Raw genomic sequence first — 16,483 nt, forward strand, 5'->3', positions numbered from 1 at the left:
GTTGCCCAAGCAACGGAAAACACTCACGACCCTATGCTGGCGGGGTGAAGAAGAGCCTGACGGTGTGCGCATCGCATTTGGTGACGTTGCCCACTGCCCCGCACGGGCCGGTGCGCGCGGCCATCGACGTGGTGCGCAAGGCGGCCGACGAGTTCGACCCGGACCTGGTCGTGATCTTCGGCACCGACCACCGCCGGGCCTTCCGCGAGGTGGTGCCGACGTTCTCGGTCGTGCTGTCCGCCTCGGCGCAGGGCGACGTGCAGGGTCCGTCCGGCTCCTACGACGTGCCGTCCGAGGTGGGACGTGAGCTGGCCGCCGACCTGATCGCGCACGACTTCGACATCGCGATCGGCTACCGGGTCGCGCTGGACCACGCGTTCGGCCACACCGCCCGCGACCTGCTCGGCAGCATCGACGCAAGCCCGTGCTGCCGGTGTTCATCAACTGCGCCAGCCCGCCCGTGGCGTCGTTCCGCCGGACGGCCTCGCTGGGGCGCCGGGTCGGGGAGTTCTTCGCCGCACGCGACGAGCGCGTGCTCTATGTCGGCTCGGGCGGCCTGGCGCACGACCTGCCGGGGTTCCGCGAGCCGGAAACCGGTGTGGTGCTGACCGAGGAGGAACGCCAGGAGTGGATCCGCCGCGTCAACGCCGAGGCGCGCGACGCGGGCACGATCCGGTCGTTGATCCAGGACTGGGACGAGGAGTTCCTGCGCGGCGTCGGTTCCTCGGAGACCGCGTGGCTCGATGAGATCGGCACCGACCTGGTGGAACGCGGCGGCAACGGCGCGATGGAAGGCCTGACGTGGGTGGCCGCCTGGGCGGCCGGCGGCGAGCCGTTGCAGACCGTGGCGCACGAGTTCGACACCTCCGGCGGCCGGGCCGTGGTGATGTCGTGAAGGAGTCCATCGACGCGGTGCGCTCGGCGTTCATCGAGCTGGCCGCCGGGAACTTCGAGCAGCCGCAACGACTTTCGTTCTCCGAGGGACGTGCGCTGGTGATGACCGCGCACCACACGCCCACGCGGTCGACGGTGGTGAAGACGCTGTCCGTGGAACCCGATCGGAACCCCGTGATCACCGGGACCATCGTGTACTCCGACCCGTCCGGCCAGTTCACCGCCGACGCCGTGGCGTTGACGACGTTGCGCACCGGTGCGGTCGTCGGCGTGGCGACGGATCTGCTGGCGGACAAGGACGCGTCGTCGCTGGCGTTGATCGGCGCGGGCGCCCAGGCCGCCGACCAGGTGCGTGCCGTGCACGCCGTGCGGCCCCTGGAACGGCTGACCGTCTACACCAGGTCGATAGCCCATGCCGAGGCGCTGCTGGAGCTCCTGCGCGACGAGCTGCCGGGCACCGCACTGGACACGGCGCCGTCCGCCGCTGACGCCGTGTCCAATGCGGATGTGGTGTGCACCGCGACCCCGTCGACGACCCCGCTCTTCCCGGCCGAGGCACTGCCGGCACGGGTGCACGTCAACGCGATCGGGTCCTATCGGCCGGGCATGCGCGAGTTGCCCGAGGAACTGCTCACCACCTCCGACCTCGTCGTCGTGGACGAGGTCGGAGCCGCGATGGCCGAGGCGGGCGAGATCATCGCCGCCGTGGAGGCCGGGGTGCTGAAGGTGGAGCAGCTGTGCGAACTCGGTGCCGCGCTGGGAAATCCGCCGGATCCCGGCGGGCGCACCGTGTTCAAGTCGGTCGGAGTGGCCTGTCAGGACTGGGCGGTGGCGAGGCTCCTCAGCCGACGTTCCATTTCTGGTTAACCCCACCGGAGCAGTCCCAGATCTGCAGTCTCGTCCCGTTCGCCGAGCTGTTCCCGGTGGCGTCGAGGCACTTGTTCGACTGCGGGTTCACGATGTCGTGCGCCCCGGTGACCGTCCACCGCTGCGCGCCCGTTCCGTTGCAGTCCCACAACTGCGTGACGGTCCCGTTGGCGATGCCGCCGCCGGACACGTCGAGGCACTTGCCCAGCGCGCGGATCGTGCCGTCGGACCCGACGGTCCACTGCTGCGCGCCGGTGCCGTTGCAGTCCCACAGCTGTACCGCGGTGCCGTTGGCCGTGTTCGCCCCGGAGACGTCCACGCACTTGCCGCCGAGCCCGGTGATCTGGCTGCCGCTGCTGGAACCGGAGGACACCCGCACGTAGTCGATCACGAACTGCTGCGGGAACGTCGTGCTGCCGTCGGGATCGCCGGGCCAGTCACCGCCGACCGCGAGGTTGAGGATGATGAAGAACGGCTTGTTGAACACCCACTGCTTGCCGTTCAGGTCCGCGGGCGTGCGGCGGTGGTAGACGTTGCCGTCGACGGACCAGATGATCTCGCCGGGGTTCCAGTCGATGGCGAACGTGTGGAAGCCGTCGGCGAAGTTCGGTCCGTTGTAGGCGGCGGACAGGCCGCCCGCGCCCGAGTAGCCGGGCCCGTGGATGGTGCCGTACACGGTGTTCTGCTGGTGTCCCAGGAACTCCATGATGTCGATCTCGCCGCTGCCCGGCCACGGGTTGCCGCTGTTGATGTCGGCGCCGAGCATCCAGAACGCGGGCCACATGCCCTTGCCGCGCGGCATCTTCATCCGCGCCTCGACGCGGCCGTACGTCGTGGTGAACCTCCCGGCGGTGTTGATGCGGGCGCTGGTGTACTGGCAGCGGCCGTACCAGCAGTTGTAGTTGCCGGGGTTCTCGCGCTTGGCGGTGATCACCAGGTTGCCCTGGCCGTCCTGGACGGCGTTGTTCGTGCCGGACGTGTACCACTGCCGTTCGTGGTTGTTGCCGTTGTTGTCGCCGGTCTCCATCTGCCACTTCGAGCCGTCCACCGGCGTGCCGGCCGGGGCGTTGAACTCGTCGGACCAGGTCACGGCCGCGCTGGCGGGGGGAGCGGGGGACGTGAGGGCGACGACTACCGAGGTGGTGACCAACAGGGCGGCAGCAAGAACAGTGCCGATGCGTCGATGCATCGAACCGACCTTTCTTCTGTTGTGCGCCCAGTGGTTCGGAAGTGTTGTCATGCCGTGACACACCGTCAACATGTAAAGGTTCTCAGAATTGAGAGCGCTCTCAGACTTATCCTGCTCGCGTGCGGATTCTTCTCCCCTTGCCCGACCGTGACTTCGACGTCACGGAGGTCGCCGTCCCGTGGCGGCTGCTCACCGACGCCGGCCACGACGTCGTGTTCGCGACCGAACGCGGTGGCAGCGCGCCCGAAGCGGACCCGTTGCTGCTCACCGGCGTCCTCTTCGGACAGCTGGGCGCCGAGCCGGAGCCGAAGGAGTTCTACCGGCAGCTCACCGCGGACCCGGCGTACCGCAGCCCGCTCGCGTGGGCCGACCTGAAGCCGGACGAGTACGACGGGCTGATCCTGCCCGGCGGGCACGCACCGGGCATGCGGCAGTACCTCGGCTCATCCGTCCTGCAGGAGAAGGTCCGGGCGTTCTGGGCGCTCGAACGGCCCGTGGGCGCGATCTGCCACGGCGTGCTCGTGCTGGCCCGCTCGGGCGTGCTGGCCGGGCGTCGCACCACGTGCCTGCCCAAGTACATGGAGCGCACGGCGTACTACCTCACGGCGTGGCGGCGCGGCCGCTACTACCGCACCTACCCGGCCTACGTCGAGGACGAGGTGGTGGAGTCCGGCGCCCGGTTCGAGCGCGGCCCGACCGAGCTGACCAGGCGCGGAACGGCGACCGACGACTCGCCGGCGTTCGTCGTGCGGGACGGGAACTACGTCTCGGCCCGCTGGCCGGGCGACGCGTATCTGTTCGCTCGCACCTTCGCGGAACTCCTCTAGGCATGCATGTGTCCACAGTGGACAGGTGAACAAGTGATTTGACGCCGTTCGATCACCTGGGGAGTATCGGATTGATGCGGGGGGTGACCGTAAGGGATCAGCGCGCGTTCACGAACCTGTGGGCGGGCCACACAGTCGGGCAGTTGGGCACTTTCGTCGGTCAGACCGTGGTGCCGCTGCTCGCGGCGACGGCGCTGGCGGCGACGCCGCTGCAGATGGGGTTGTTGACCGCGGCGGGCACGGCAGCGTTCCTGCTCGTCGGGCTCCCCGCTGGCGTCTGGGTGGACCACCTGCGGAGACGGCCGTTGATGGTCGGTGCCGATCTGGCCCGCGCGGTGCTGCTGCTGACCGTCCCGGTGTGCTGGTGGCTGGATGTGCTGACCTTCGCCCAGCTCCTCGTCGTCGCGCTGCTCGTCAGTGTGAGCACGGTGTTCTTCGATGTCGCGTCCCAGTCCTACCTGCCGTCGGTGGTGGGACGAGCCAACCTCGTCTCGGGCAACAGCAGACTGCAGTCGAGCATGTCCGTGGCCGAGGTCGTCGGGCCGGGCGCGGGCGGTGGCCTGACCCAGCTGGTGGGCGCCGCGGGCGCGGCACTGACCACCAGCCTCGGCTACCTCGTGTCGGCGATCTTCCTGCTGCGAATCAACGTGCCGGAGTCGCCGCCAGCCCCGCGCGGTCACGTCCGGCTGCGGACCAAGGTCGCCGAGGGGCTGCGGTTCGTGTTCGCCGACCGGACCCTGCGCGCGATCATGATGTGCACCGGCATGAGCAACCTCGCGTGGGCGATGCTGGTTTCGGCCCAGATCCTGTTCCTGACCCGGGATCTCGCGTTGCCCGCCTGGGCGGTGGGTGTCGTGCTGGCGGCCGGCGGCGTCGGCGGCGTGCTCGGTGCGCTCACCGCGGAACGCTGTGCCCGCAGGCTCGGTCACGTCCGCACGCTGTGGCTGGTGCCGCTGGTCACGTGGCCGGCCGCGCTGCTCGTTCCGCTGGCCGGGCCGGGCTGGCTGATCGGGCTGTTCGTCGTCGGGCTTTGCATCCGTGGTTTCGGGTTCAACGTGTTCAACGTGGCCCAGGTCAGCTACCGGCAGGTGATCTGCCCCGACCGGCTGCTGGGGCGGATGAACGCCAGCGTCCGGTTCGTGGTGTGGGGGGCGATGCCGCTCGGCGGTCTGCTGGGCGGTCTGCTGGGGACGTGGATCGGTGTCCGCGCCACGCTCTGGGTGTGCTGTGTGGCGATGGTGGCGGCCCTGCTGCCGTTGCTGCTGTCACCGCTGGTGCGGCTCCGCGAGCTGCCCGGCGGACCAACCGGCTGAAGCGACCGGTCCCTGTCCCGCGCCCGTGTGCTCGATCGCGCGCGTGATCTCCGCGAGGTCCTCGCCGGTCAGTTCCAGGCTGAGCGCCGGCAGCCAGCCGTCCACCTGGTCCGGTGTCCGCGCGCCGACGATCGCACCCGTCACACCGGGCCAGGCGAGTGTCCACGCACAGGCGACGGGTGGCAGCCCGGCACCGTGCCGTTCGGCGACCGGCCGGAGCGCCTGCGCCAGCGCCAGATTGCTGCTGAGCCGCGCACCGCGGAAGTCGGCCACCGCGGCACGCCAGTCGTCAGCGGGCAGCGCGGCCGCCCTCGCCGCGGTGAACCCGCCGGTGAGCAGCCCGGACTGCATGGGGCTGTAGGCGAGCACACCGGTGCCGTTGTCCGCGCACCAAGGGATTTCGTATGCCGCGACCGTCCGGTTGATCGCCGAGAACGGCGGCTGCAACGAGTCGACGTGCCCGAGTGCCTCGGCCTCGGCCAGTTGTGGGCCGCGGTGGTTCGAGAGCCCGACCGCCCGGACCTTCCCCGCCTGCTTCAGATCCAGCAGGGTCTGCCAGTAGTCGGCCAGCGGTGTGCCGTCCTCCGGCGGGCAGTGCATTTGGTAGAGGTCGAGCCGGTCGACCCCGAGCCTGCGCAGCGACTCGTCGACCTCACGCCGGATGTTCGCGGGCTCACCGACTTTGCGCAGCGGCGCCGCGGGATCACCGGGATCCCATATGTGGCCGCACTTCGTGAACACGTAGGGCCGATCCGCCTCGCTGAACGGTGCCAGCGCGGTGCGCACCAGCTCCTCGGACCGTCCTCTTCCGTACACCGCGGCGGTGTCGATCCAGTTGACGCCGTGCTCGACGGCGTGGCGGATCGTCGCGACGCAGGTCGCGTCGTCCCGCTGATCCCAGCCCGCGCCGCCGAGCCCGACCCTGGTGATGCTCATGTCCGTGCGCCCGAGCGGGCGGGTGACCGCCACGCCGCTCATCGGTCCGCACGCTCGGCCGGAACGCGGTACTCGTCGATAGTGCGCCCCCGCCTGGTGCGCAACGTGGCCTCGGTGGCGCCGGCGGGCAGCCGCACGGTGCGCTCCTCGCTCCAGCCCGCGAAGCGGAACTCGCCGTCGCCGAGGTGCACGAGCGCGAACCGCGCCCCTTCTGACGTCTGCAGTTCGAGCCCGCCCGGTGTCCGGATCACTACGGCCGTCTCCGTCGGTGTTCCCGGCGCGAAGACGTCATCCTGTTCCCAGTCCGCGAAGGCCTTCGGCACCGGGAAGCGGTAGAGGTGGTCGTCGAGCCGTTGGACGGGAACGGTCGGGCGCCCGTACAGGACCTCACCGTCGGTGAAGTAGCTCTGCCAGCCCGCCGGAAAGAGCGTGGCGAGGCCGGGCACCACCAGGCAGTCGATGACCAGGTGGATCCGGGTGGTCTCGCCGTTGTTCTCCACCCGGTGCTCGCGGCTGAAGTCGCCGAACCAGAACGACCCCGGCTGCCAGCGATACGTCACACCGCCGAGCACCAGCACCGCGTCCGGGTTGGTGGTCACCGGCACGTGCAGGCGCGCGACGCCCCAGGCCGGTCCGTACTTGGTGTCGAAGTGGTCGATGCTGCGGGCGCCGGGCCCCAGTGCCATCAGCCGGACCGCACGCAGTGGTGCGGGGACGCTCCGCAGGATCTCCCTGATGAGCGGGGCCCGGTCGAGCCACTCGGTGTCGGCGAACTCCTCGGTGCCGGGCCCGCCGGGGTCGGTGCGCGTCCCGTCGCCCCCAGGGCTGCGCAATGCCAGGCAGCGCCAGTCCTCAGTGGTCGGTGGCAACGCGTCGACGTCATAGGACTGCTGCCGTTTCCAGGTGGACGCGCGTAGTTCGGCGACTTCCGCCGCGAGGCGAACACCGTCGAAGGCAGGGCGCAGTTGTGCCGCCGCCGCGGGCATTGGCGCGCTCATCGGATCACCACCGCGGGGAGGATCTCGAGCATTCGGATCGTGGCGGCTCGCTTGTGCGTGGCGTCGCCGGTCAGGCGCACCGACACTCGGAGGTCGGCCAGTGTGGCCAGCAGCTCCCGCAGCAGAACGAGCGACAGCGCGGTGGCGGAGCAACCGTGCGCGCCCCGGCCGAACGCGAGGTGCGGGTTGGGCCAGCGGTCCAGCCGGAGCCGGTCGGGCTCCTCGAACTCCTCGGGGTCGTGGTTCGCGGCACCGACCATCGCAAGGACCGCCTGGCCCCTGCGGATCCGAACCCCGGACAGGGTCGTGTCCGCCACGGCCAGCCGGGTGGTCCCCTGGGACGGGGACTCGTACCGCAGCAGCTCGTGCGCGGCCCGGTCGAACGCAGCCGAGTCGGTCAGCCGTCGCAGCATGGTCTCGTCGCGGCCGACCGCGTACATGGTCGTGCCGAGCGCGGAGGGCAGTGAGGTGAACGCGTTGGCGACGAGGGTGCGCACCGAGTTGACCACGATCCGCGGGTCGAGGCCCGCCTCGTCGGCCCGGTCCATCATCGCGCGCAGGGGCTGGTCCGGTTTCGCCTCGGCCACCCAGGTCTCGATCAGCGCCGCCAGCTCGCGGTGCGCGCGCCTGCCCGGCTCGTGCGCGGCGGGTACCAGTCCGGCGTCCATCGCGTAGTGGATGGCCTGCCCCATCGACCGGATCTCCGGCGTGTCCAGCGGCGGGATCTGCAGCACCTCGGACAGGAACCAGCACGCGAGCGGCTCGGTGAAAGCAGTGATCAGGTTCGTCGGCTCACCGGCCAGCGCGTCGAGGCGCCGGTCCACCTCGGCCCGGATCCGCGCCGGCAGTTCGGTGGTGGCGGCGTGCCGCAGCGTGGTTCCCAGCTCCCGGTAGAGGGGCGTGTGCTCCGGCGGGTCCAACGAGTGCACGTTCAACGCCGCGTCGGGCACCGTGTCACCGCCGCGGCGCCAGTCGGCGGCGAACGTCTCGTGTTCGACGAGCACGCGCTTGCACTCGCGGTACGAGGTGACCACCCAGCAGTCCATCAGTTCGCTCCACTGTGGAGCGCCGGTCGCGCGCATCGCGGCGTACACGGGGTACGGGTCACGCAGGGTGTCGGGGTCGAGAGGGTTGAACGAGACTGCGAGGCCGGTCATGGGTACGGGCTCCAGGTTTCGGTGTGGACGACGGGTAGACGGTCCGGGTAGCGCAAGGTGGCCCTGGGCACCCGTTCCGGGTCGCCGGCGAGCCGCAGCCAGGCGGAGCCGCGCCATAGCCCTCTGATGAGCGCGCGCAACACGATTCGGGCGAGCATCGCGCCGGAACAGCTGTGCGGCCCCCAGCCCAGGGCCAGGTGCTGGTTGGGCCTGCGGTCCAGCACGAGGTCGTCCGGCCTCGGGAACCGCTGGGGATCGCGGTTCGCGGCGGCGAACAGCGGCAACACCAGCTGTCCGCGCCTGACCCCGACCTCGCCGATCGTGACGTCCTCGACGCAGGCCCTGCTGGTTCCCTGCACCGGGCCGTCGTAGCGCATCAGTTCGTCCACACCGGACTCGAGCAGCTCCGGGTCACGCATCCGTTGCTGTGCTTCGGGATCGTGCAGCAGGGCCAGCACGGCGTTGGCCGCCGCGCCCACCGTCGTGCTGAACCCGGCCAGGAACAGCACCCTGGCGCTGTTCCAGACCGCTTCCTGCGACACGTCGATCGCGTCCGCGCCGGCCAGCACCTGGGCCAGCAACCCGCCGTCTCCTGACCCCGCGAACCAGCCCGCGATCAGGTCGTTCAGCTCCGCGCGGGCGGCCATCGCGGGCTCCAGCACCTCCGGCAGCAGGCCGGCGTCCATCCCGCGGACCAGGGCGTCCGCGAGCGGCGCGAACGTGTGCGCCGGCGGCGGATCGATGCCGAGCAGCGCGCACACGGCGTCGAGCGCGACCGGCCGGGCCACGTCGGCGGTGAAGTCGAAGGCGGCACCAGGAGCCAGGCCGGCCACGATCGACTCGGTGAGGGCGAGCGCCCGCCGGCCGATGGCGGTCAGGTCCCGCGCGCGAAATGCGGTGGTGAACAACCGGCGAATCGGCACGTGTTCGGGCGGGTCGAGCTCCTGCATGCTCGCGACCGGCCCGACCTCGTCGAATCCCGCGCGGCGCCAGTCCGAGGCGAAAATATCCGTGTTGCTCAGGACGGAACGGCAGTCTTCGTACCTGGTCAACACCCACGACCCCAGTCGTTCGCTCCAAAAAACCGGTTCGGATTCCCGGAGTTTCGCATACGTCGAAAAGGGGTCACTGATCATCGATGGGGACAGCGGATCGAAGTCCGGCACGTAGACCTCCGGAATAATCGTCGTGATGTGGTGGCCCGGACCACCCGGCCCGGGCCACCGCGCGGCAATCAGTACGCGTAACGCATGACACCCCCCTTTCCTGGCGCGCCATCGCGGGTTGCGAACAGCACAAACCCGCAGGTCACAGCCACAGTTGTCGGTACATTCGGCTATGTGTCGGCAACCGGAGGTCATAACGGGAAGAGAATGCCGCTATGCGGCAGAACAGGACAGGCGCACCCGGAAGCGGGCACTGCCCAGATTCCCGAATAACGACGACTCGGAGCCCCCAGCCCCCTTGCGTCCGACTATTCAAACAGTCGTCGCTTCTTCCCCAGAACTCGAACGTACAAGTGGTCAACGGCCAACGCAAGCGACGTCATCGACGATCTTGACGTTCACCCGTCCGGAGCAATGATTTCGCCTCGCGATCAGCTGATGAATGCGGAGAGTCAACAATGGCATGATGCAAATGAACTCGGCATTGAATTGTCCTCGTCCACCGGAACAGCGCGCCTACCTGCCGCGCACCTGCCCTCGGCGGTGCCGCCGCACTAGGCTCGCGTGCAGACGGGTCGGCGCGGATCCGCCGGCCCCGCGGAGGAGGGCATTCCCGATGAGCATGTTGCGGAGCTACGTCTCCGGGCGCTGGCACACCCCGGACGTCGAGGGCGCGCCGTTGCACGATGCCGTGACCGGCGAGGAGATCGCGCGGATCTCGTCCGCGGGCATCGACATGGGGGACGCGCTGCGCTGGGGACGCGAGGTCGGCGGGCCCGCGCTGCGCGAGCTGACGTTCCACCAGCGCGCGCAGCTGCTCAAGGCGCTCGGCCTGTACCTCAAGGAGCACAAGGACGAGCTGTACGCGCTGTCGTACCGCACGGGCGCGACGAAGACCGACTCGTGGATCGACATCGACGGCGGCTTCGGCGTGCTGCTCGGGTACGCCTCGAAGGCCAAGCGGGAGCTGCCGAACGACAAGGTGTACGTCGACGGCAACCTCGAGCCCCTCGGGCGCGGCGGCACGTTCGTCGGCCAGCACATCTGCACCCCGCTGCGAGGCGTCGCGGTGCAGATCAACGCGTTCAACTTCCCGATGTGGGGGCCGCTGGAGAAGTTCGCCCCCGCGTTCATCGCCGGCGTGCCGTCGCTGATCAAGCCCGCGTCGCAGACCGCGTACGTCACGGAGAAGCTGGTCGAGCTGATGCTCGCCTCCGGGCTGCTCCCGGAGGGCTCGCTGCAGCTCGTCTCTGGCTCGGCCGGTGACCTGCTGGACCACCTCACCGAGCAGGACCTCGTCGGCTTCACCGGCTCGGCGTCCACCGCGCAGCACCTGCGCACGCACCAGGCCGTGATCCGGTCCTCCGTGCGGTTCAACGCCGAGGCCGACTCGCTGAACTGCTCGATCCTCGGCCCGGACGCGGTCGCGGGCACGCCCGAGTTCGACCTGTTCGTCGACCAGCTGGTCAGCGAGATGACGGTCAAGGCCGGCCAGAAGTGCACCGCGATCCGGCGCGCGCTCGTGCCGTCGAACCTGCTCGACGACGTTGCCGAGGCGGCCCGCGAGAAGCTCGCGCGGGTCGTGATCGGCAACCCGGCGAACCGCGAGACCAAGATGGGCGCGCTGGCCGGGCTCGAGCAGCGGGAGGAGGTCCGCCGGTCGCTGAAGGCGTTGCTGGAGAACGCTTCCGTCGTCTACGACGAGTCGTCCTTTGTGGACGTCGACGCCGAACGCGGCGCCTTCATGTCGCCGACGCTGCTCAAGGCGGCCGCCGACGCCGTGCAGCCGCACGAGGTCGAGGCGTTCGGGCCGGTGTCGACGCTGCTGCCGTATGACTCGCCTTCGGACGCCGTCGCGCTGGCCGTGCGCGGCGCCGGGTCCCTGGTCGGCTCGGTGGTCACGCACGACGCGGACTTCGCGCGGGACGTGGTGATCGGTGTCGCGCCGTGGCACGGCCGCATCCTGGTGCTGGACCGCGACGACGCCGGTGAGTCGACGGGCCACGGCTCGCCGCTGCCGATGCTCGTGCACGGCGGCCCCGGCCGCGCCGGTGGCGGCGAGGAGATGGGCGGCATGCGCGGCGTGCTGCACCACATGCAGCGCACCGCCGTACAGGGCAGCCCCCGCGTGCTCGGTGCGGTGACGAACCGCTGGGTCACCGGCGCCCCGCGCAACACCGAGGACGTGCACCCGTTCCGCAAGACGCTCGAGACCCTGCGCCTGGGTGACACGGTCGTCGCGGGCCCGCGCACGGTGACGATGGCCGACATCGAGCACTTCGCCGAGTTCACCGGCGACACCTTCTACGCGCACATGGACGAGGAGGCGGCCGCGGCGAACCCGTTCTTCGGCGGTCGCGTCGCGCACGGCTACCTCGTGGTGTCGTTCGCCGCGGGCCTGTTCGTCTCGCCCGAGCCCGGCCCGGTGCTGGCGAACTACGGCCTGGAGAACCTGCGGTTCCTCACGCCCACGTTCCCCGGCGACGAGCTGACCGTGACGCTCACCGTCAAGCAGATCACGCCGCGCGAGGACCAGGACTACGGCGAGGTCCGCTGGGACGCCGACGTCGCGAACCAGAAGGGCGAGTCGGTCGCGCGGTACGACGTGCTCACGCTGGTCTCGAAGAGGTGATCTCTCCGTTCGACTGAACAGCGCGCTCGCGGGTACTCCAGGGGCGTGCTGTTCAGTCGAAGGGAGCCATCGTGGACTACGACGTCGTCGACCTGATCATGTCCGACCACCGCGAGGTCGAGCGGCTGTTCGACGAGCTGAAGAACCACCCGGAGAAACGGCCGCTGCTCACGCCCGTGATGTGCTCGCTGCTGGTCGCGCACAGCCGGGCCGAGGAGGCCGAGGTGTATCCGGTGGCCCGGCAGGAGGCGGGCGAGACCGACGAGGTCGAGCACAGCCAGGAGGAGCACGCGCAGGCGGAACGGCTGCTGATCAAGCTGTCGGCGTGCGACCCCGCGTCTCCCGAGTACGACCGGGCGCTGGAGAAGGTCGTCGAGGCGGTCACCCACCACGTCGAGGAGGAGGAGTCGACCGTGCTGCCCGGCATGAAGGCTCGGATCCCCGAGGCGCGGCGGGCCGAACTGGGGCGGGCGTTCGCCGAGCGGCGCACGCAGCACCTGGGTGACATGCCCGGTCAGGCCAGCCGGGAGGACCTGCTGATCCAGGCGCGCAACGCCGGCATCTCGGGTGCGCAGGGGATGAGCAAGGCCGAGCTCAAGAAGGAGCTGGAGAAGGCCACCTCCTGAGTGGCCATTGAGGCCGCCCTCCCGAACCTGAGGTTGGGGAGGGCGGCCTCAATGGGTTTGAGGGTCGGGCACAGGCTTTCGGGTGCGGAGGGGCCTTCACGACCCCGGCAGCGCGGGCGACGAGACCTCGGCAGCCGTGGATCCCGGCCACGCCCCGGCAGCCGTGGATCCCCGGCAGCGCGGAGCGCGGCCACGAAGCCCCGGTCAGCCCAGGTCTCGGCCACGAAGCTCCTGTCAGCGCGGGTCGCGGCGGGGGAGTGGCTTCGTCGCCGGCCCCTCCAGCACCTCGCCGTCCACGTCGAACCGCGACCCGTGGCACGGGCAGTCCCAGCTGGTCTCGGCCTCGTTGAACCGCACCAGACACCCGAGGTGCGTGCACCGCATCGACACGGCGTGCAGCTCACCGTCGTGGTCGCGATACACCCCGGTCTTCCCGAGCCCGTCCCGCACGACGTGGGCCTGCCCGCGCGGCAGGCTCGACGACGACGATGCGTCGGCGGGCCGCAGCCGGTCGCCGACCAGCGCGATCGCCACCTCGGCGTTCATCTTCGCCAGGTGCGGTAGCGCGGTGAGCGACGCACGATAGGGGCTGAACCGGCCGGCCAGCGGGTTCGGCTTCTCCGTGATCAGGTCCGTGAGCAGCTGGCCGGCGAACGTTCCGCTGGTCAGGCCCCACTTCATGAACCCGGTCGCGGTGTAGATGTCGGTCGATCCGGGCAGGTAGCGCCCGATCATCGGCAGCTGGTCGTAGGACGTCGGGTCCTGCGCCGACCAGCGGTGCGTGACCTCCTCGACGTCCCAGTGCGTACGGGCGAACTTCTCCAGCGACTCGAACGGCGACCGCGCGCCCTGACCCGTCTTGTGCCCCTGGCCCCCAACGATCAGCAGGTCGCCGGAAGCGCTGATCGACCACACCGGGCTGCCCGCGTTGATCGCGAGCGCCGCGGGCACCTCGCCTTCAACACGAAGCGCGATGCAGTAGGACCGCGTCGGCTCCAGCCGCGCGAAGTACAGGCCGCGGTCGAGCATCGGGTAGTGCGTGGCGATGACGACGTGCCGTGCGCCCACCTGTCCGTCCGATGTGGACACCCGGTGCTCGGTCACGTCCAGCACCCGGCTGTGCTCGAACACCCGCGAGCCGTCGCCGTCGACCGCGTGGGCCAGCCCGGTCACGTACTTCACCGGGTTCAGGGCGATCTGGTCGTCCAGCCGGACCGCGGCGTGCACGGGGAACGGCACGTCCATGTCCGCGCTGGGGCGGACGGGCAGACCCGCGCGCCGGGCGGCCGTCAGCTCCTCCTCGACCGCGGGGACCTCGGACTCGCTGATCGCGTAGGTGTAGGCGGGCGAGCGGCGCAGGTCGCAGTCGATGCCCTCCAGCGCCACCAGGTCGGCCACCTGGCGTACCGCGGCCGTGCTCGCCGTGGCGTAGTCGGTGGCGCCCGCGAGGCCGTGCGTGCGCATGACGGTGGAGTACACAGTGGACTGCAGGGCGGTGACCTTGCCGGTGTTGTTGCCGGAGACACCGCCGGCCACGCGGTCGGCCTCCAGGACCGCGACCCGCAGGCCGGCGCGCTTGAGCAGCAGCGCTGTGGTGAGCCCCGTGATGCCCGCGCCGACTACGGCGACGTCGAACTCCTGCCGGCCGGACAGCGGCGGGTAGACGCGTTTGGGCAGGTCCTGGAGCCAGAGCGACTGGTCAGCGGTGGTCGTCATGGTCACGGGATACCCGCGATGCGGTAACTTCTAGCCAGCCGCCGTACCCGGAGTCGACCCGAGAGGTTGCCGGATGAGGCGCTGGCTCGTTCTCGTATTCGCGCTGCTCGTCGTTCCCGTCGCACCGGCCCGCGCGGCCGAGGACATCGTGACCAGGCTGAAAGCGGTACCGGGGCTGACCGTGGTCGCCGACCGCCAGCCGCCCGCGGGGTTCCAGCGGTTCATCTCGATCACCTACCGGCAGCCGGTCGACCACCGGGACCCGGCGAAGGGATCGTTCGAGCAGCGGTTCACGTTGCTGCACAACGGTGAGCAGAAACCGATGGTGCTGCACACCAGCGGGTACGACGTGTACTGGGACCGGCCGTTCCGCTCCGAGCCCACGTTCCTGCTGGGCGGCAACCAGATCGCGGTCGAGCAGCGGTTCTTCCCGCCGTCCAGCCCGGCGCCGAAGGACTGGTCCAAGCTCGACATCTGGCAGGCGGCGAGCGACCACCACCGGATCGTCACCGCGCTCAAGCAGATCTACACCGGCAAATGGCTGTCGGTGGGGGAGAGCAAGGGCGGCATGGCGTCGGTCTACCACCGGCGGTTCTTCCCGGACGACGTGACCGCCACCATCGCCTACGTCGCACCCAACGACGTGGTCGACGGCGACGACGCGTACGAGAGCTTCCTGGACCGCGTGGGCACCGACGCCAAGTGCCGGACGGCGCTCAAGGACCTGCAGACCGAGGCGTTGCGCCGGCGCCCGGAGCTGATCGGCCGGTACGAGGCGTGGGCCAAGGAGAACGGCCGGACGTTCGGCCGCACCTCCGGCGGCGCGGACCGGTCGTTCGAGTGGCTCGTCGTGGAGATGCCGTACGTGTTCTGGCAGTACGGCGGCCAATACAAGTGCCGTTCGGTTCCCGCGACGAATGTGAGCACCGATCAGCTCTATCTGTGGCTGGATCGGACCGTCGGATTCGACTCCTACACCGACCAGACCATCGAGCACTACCTGCCGTACTACTTCCAGGCGGGAACGCAGCTCGGCTATCCCGCGATGCCGGAGTCGCACCTGAATGGCCTGCTGCGCTATCCGGGACAGTTCGTACCGCGTTACCTCGTTCCACGCGACATCCCGATGACCTATCAGTCCGGAGTGATGGCCGACATCGATCGTTGGGTGCGGGAGCAAGGCGAACGGCTGATGTTCGTCTACGGGCAGGTCGATCCGTGGAGCGCGGAACCGTTTCGCCTGGGCAGCGGCACCACGGACTCGTTCTGGTACGAGGTGCCCGGCGGCAACCACAACGTCGACATCCGTGATCTCCCTGCGGCGCAACGGACTCAGGCCGAGTCGGCCATCCGCCGCTGGGCGGGTGTGACGATCTCCACAGCACGGTTCACTCCGGGCCTCGACGACCAGCGTCCGGACCGCGAACCGCATCTCAAATGGCGAATTGGGAAATGAATTCGCGTGACAACGATAGATATTTCATAACAGGTCGGGTTATTGTCGACGCATAGCACCGATTGGCTGGGTCGGTGCTCCCCTGTGGTGGACAAGCGGAAGTGGACGTGTATGTCGCCGAACCAGTCGAACCAGTTGCCCGTCGAGGTCATCCGCTGGCCGATCGAGGCCGAGGCGCGGGACGTGTGCCAGCGCAACGGCACGCTGTGCCTTCTGGTCGTGGAGAAGGGCGCGCCCGCGCCGGTGCTGACCGACCTGCGTGAGGACTGGGTGCGCGCGCCGGTCGCTCATCAGGACCTCACCGTGCGGATAGCGATGTTGCGCGCCCGTGCGGCCCGCTACGCCGTACCGGAGCTCGACACGTCCGGGATCCTGCGCTTCCGCACCCGGTCGGTGGTGCTCTCGCCGACCGAGCGGGCGCTGGTCGCCGAGCTGCTGCGGCGGTTCCGCGCGCTGACATCGCGCGACGAGCTGCTGCGCTGCCTACCCACACGCGACGGCGACACGAGCAACGCGCTGCACCTGCACATCATGCGGTTGCGCAGGCGCATCGAGCCGCTCGGACTGGTCATCAAGACGCTGTGGAACCAGGGCTACCAGCTCGGTCCGGCCGGCCAGTAAAGGTTCGCCTGTGATCGGCCTGTGATACGGCATTCGGCCGTATCCGAAACGTCGGGCGCGTCCCTACACTTCGCACGCCGGTTGG

General features: G+C 69.8%; 14 protein-coding genes. 8 read left to right on the plus strand and 6 right to left on the minus strand.

What is annotated here, in order from left to right; all coding sequences use genetic code 11:
• Positions 1-460 precede the first annotated feature (460 nt).
• On the plus strand, positions 461-895 hold the full coding sequence (locus QSK35_RS29705; RefSeq protein WP_285750849.1) for a DODA-type extradiol aromatic ring-opening family dioxygenase: 435 nt from the start codon (positions 461-463) through the stop codon (positions 893-895).
• Positions 892-1,761: an ornithine cyclodeaminase family protein gene (locus QSK35_RS29710; RefSeq protein ID WP_285750850.1), complete on the plus strand. Its 870-nt coding sequence runs from the start codon at positions 892-894 to the stop codon at positions 1,759-1,761. The genes QSK35_RS29705 and QSK35_RS29710 overlap by 4 nt, the downstream gene beginning before the upstream one ends.
• Here QSK35_RS29710 and QSK35_RS29715 read toward each other — a convergent pair.
• On the minus strand, positions 1,736-2,950 hold the full coding sequence (locus tag QSK35_RS29715) for an RICIN domain-containing protein (RefSeq protein WP_285750851.1): 1,215 nt from the start codon (positions 2,948-2,950) through the stop codon (positions 1,736-1,738). The genes QSK35_RS29710 and QSK35_RS29715 overlap by 26 nt on opposite strands.
• A 119-nt stretch (positions 2,951-3,069) precedes the next feature.
• Here QSK35_RS29715 and QSK35_RS29720 point away from each other — a divergent pair, with 119 nt between their 5' ends.
• On the plus strand, positions 3,070-3,777 hold the full coding sequence (locus tag QSK35_RS29720; RefSeq protein ID WP_285750852.1) for a type 1 glutamine amidotransferase domain-containing protein: 708 nt from the start codon (positions 3,070-3,072) through the stop codon (positions 3,775-3,777).
• A 74-nt stretch (positions 3,778-3,851) separates the two neighbouring features.
• The gene (locus tag QSK35_RS29725; protein ID WP_285750853.1) at positions 3,852-5,090 is read left to right on the plus strand and encodes an MFS transporter; all 1,239 of its coding nucleotides are present in this window, start codon (positions 3,852-3,854) and stop codon (positions 5,088-5,090) included.
• On the opposite strand, the gene QSK35_RS29730 is transcribed toward QSK35_RS29725, so the two are convergent.
• Genes QSK35_RS29730 through QSK35_RS29745 form a run of 4 tightly spaced genes read right to left on the minus strand, consistent with a single transcriptional unit; the run spans position 5,043 to position 9,233 of the window.
• Positions 5,043-6,068, minus strand: a complete 1,026-nt coding sequence (locus QSK35_RS29730; RefSeq protein WP_285750854.1) for an aldo/keto reductase — start codon at positions 6,066-6,068, stop codon at positions 5,043-5,045. The genes QSK35_RS29725 and QSK35_RS29730 overlap by 48 nt on opposite strands.
• Positions 6,065-7,024, minus strand: a complete 960-nt coding sequence (locus QSK35_RS29735) for an aspartyl/asparaginyl beta-hydroxylase domain-containing protein (RefSeq protein ID WP_285750855.1) — start codon at positions 7,022-7,024, stop codon at positions 6,065-6,067. The genes QSK35_RS29730 and QSK35_RS29735 overlap by 4 nt, the downstream gene beginning before the upstream one ends.
• Positions 7,021-8,181, minus strand: a complete 1,161-nt coding sequence (locus QSK35_RS29740; RefSeq protein ID WP_285750856.1) for a cytochrome P450 — start codon at positions 8,179-8,181, stop codon at positions 7,021-7,023. Before QSK35_RS29740 ends, QSK35_RS29735 begins: the two co-directional genes overlap by 4 nt.
• Positions 8,178-9,233 (minus strand): cytochrome P450, encoded by a 1,056-nt coding sequence (locus tag QSK35_RS29745; RefSeq protein ID WP_285750857.1) that lies wholly within the window; start codon positions 9,231-9,233, stop codon positions 8,178-8,180. The genes QSK35_RS29740 and QSK35_RS29745 overlap by 4 nt, the downstream gene beginning before the upstream one ends.
• 730 nt (positions 9,234-9,963) lie before the next feature.
• Between QSK35_RS29745 and paaZ the strand changes: the two genes are divergently transcribed.
• Entirely contained in the window at positions 9,964-11,979 is a 2,016-nt protein-coding gene (gene paaZ / locus QSK35_RS29750; protein WP_285750858.1) for a phenylacetic acid degradation bifunctional protein PaaZ, read from the plus strand.
• 71 nt (positions 11,980-12,050) lie between these two features.
• Positions 12,051-12,605 (plus strand): hemerythrin domain-containing protein, encoded by a 555-nt coding sequence (locus QSK35_RS29755; protein ID WP_285750859.1) that lies wholly within the window; start codon positions 12,051-12,053, stop codon positions 12,603-12,605.
• Positions 12,606-12,839: 234 nt separating this feature from the next.
• Here QSK35_RS29755 and QSK35_RS29760 read toward each other — a convergent pair whose 3' ends face one another.
• On the minus strand, positions 12,840-14,321 hold the full coding sequence (locus tag QSK35_RS29760; RefSeq protein WP_285750860.1) for an FAD-dependent oxidoreductase: 1,482 nt from the start codon (positions 14,319-14,321) through the stop codon (positions 12,840-12,842).
• Positions 14,322-14,394: 73 nt separating this feature from the next.
• Between QSK35_RS29760 and QSK35_RS29765 the strand changes: the two genes are divergently transcribed.
• Together QSK35_RS29765 and QSK35_RS29770 are read left to right on the plus strand one after the other, a co-directional pair.
• Positions 14,395-15,777 (plus strand): serine protease, encoded by a 1,383-nt coding sequence (locus QSK35_RS29765; RefSeq protein ID WP_285750861.1) that lies wholly within the window; start codon positions 14,395-14,397, stop codon positions 15,775-15,777.
• A gap of 111 nt (positions 15,778-15,888) precedes the next feature.
• Entirely contained in the window at positions 15,889-16,398 is a 510-nt protein-coding gene (locus QSK35_RS29770) for a helix-turn-helix domain-containing protein (protein WP_285750862.1), read from the plus strand.
• Positions 16,399-16,483 lie beyond the last annotated feature (85 nt).

The sequence above is a fragment of the Lentzea sp. NBRC 105346 genome (assembly GCF_030269605.1).
In the GTDB taxonomy this organism is placed as follows: domain Bacteria; phylum Actinomycetota; class Actinomycetes; order Mycobacteriales; family Pseudonocardiaceae; genus Lentzea.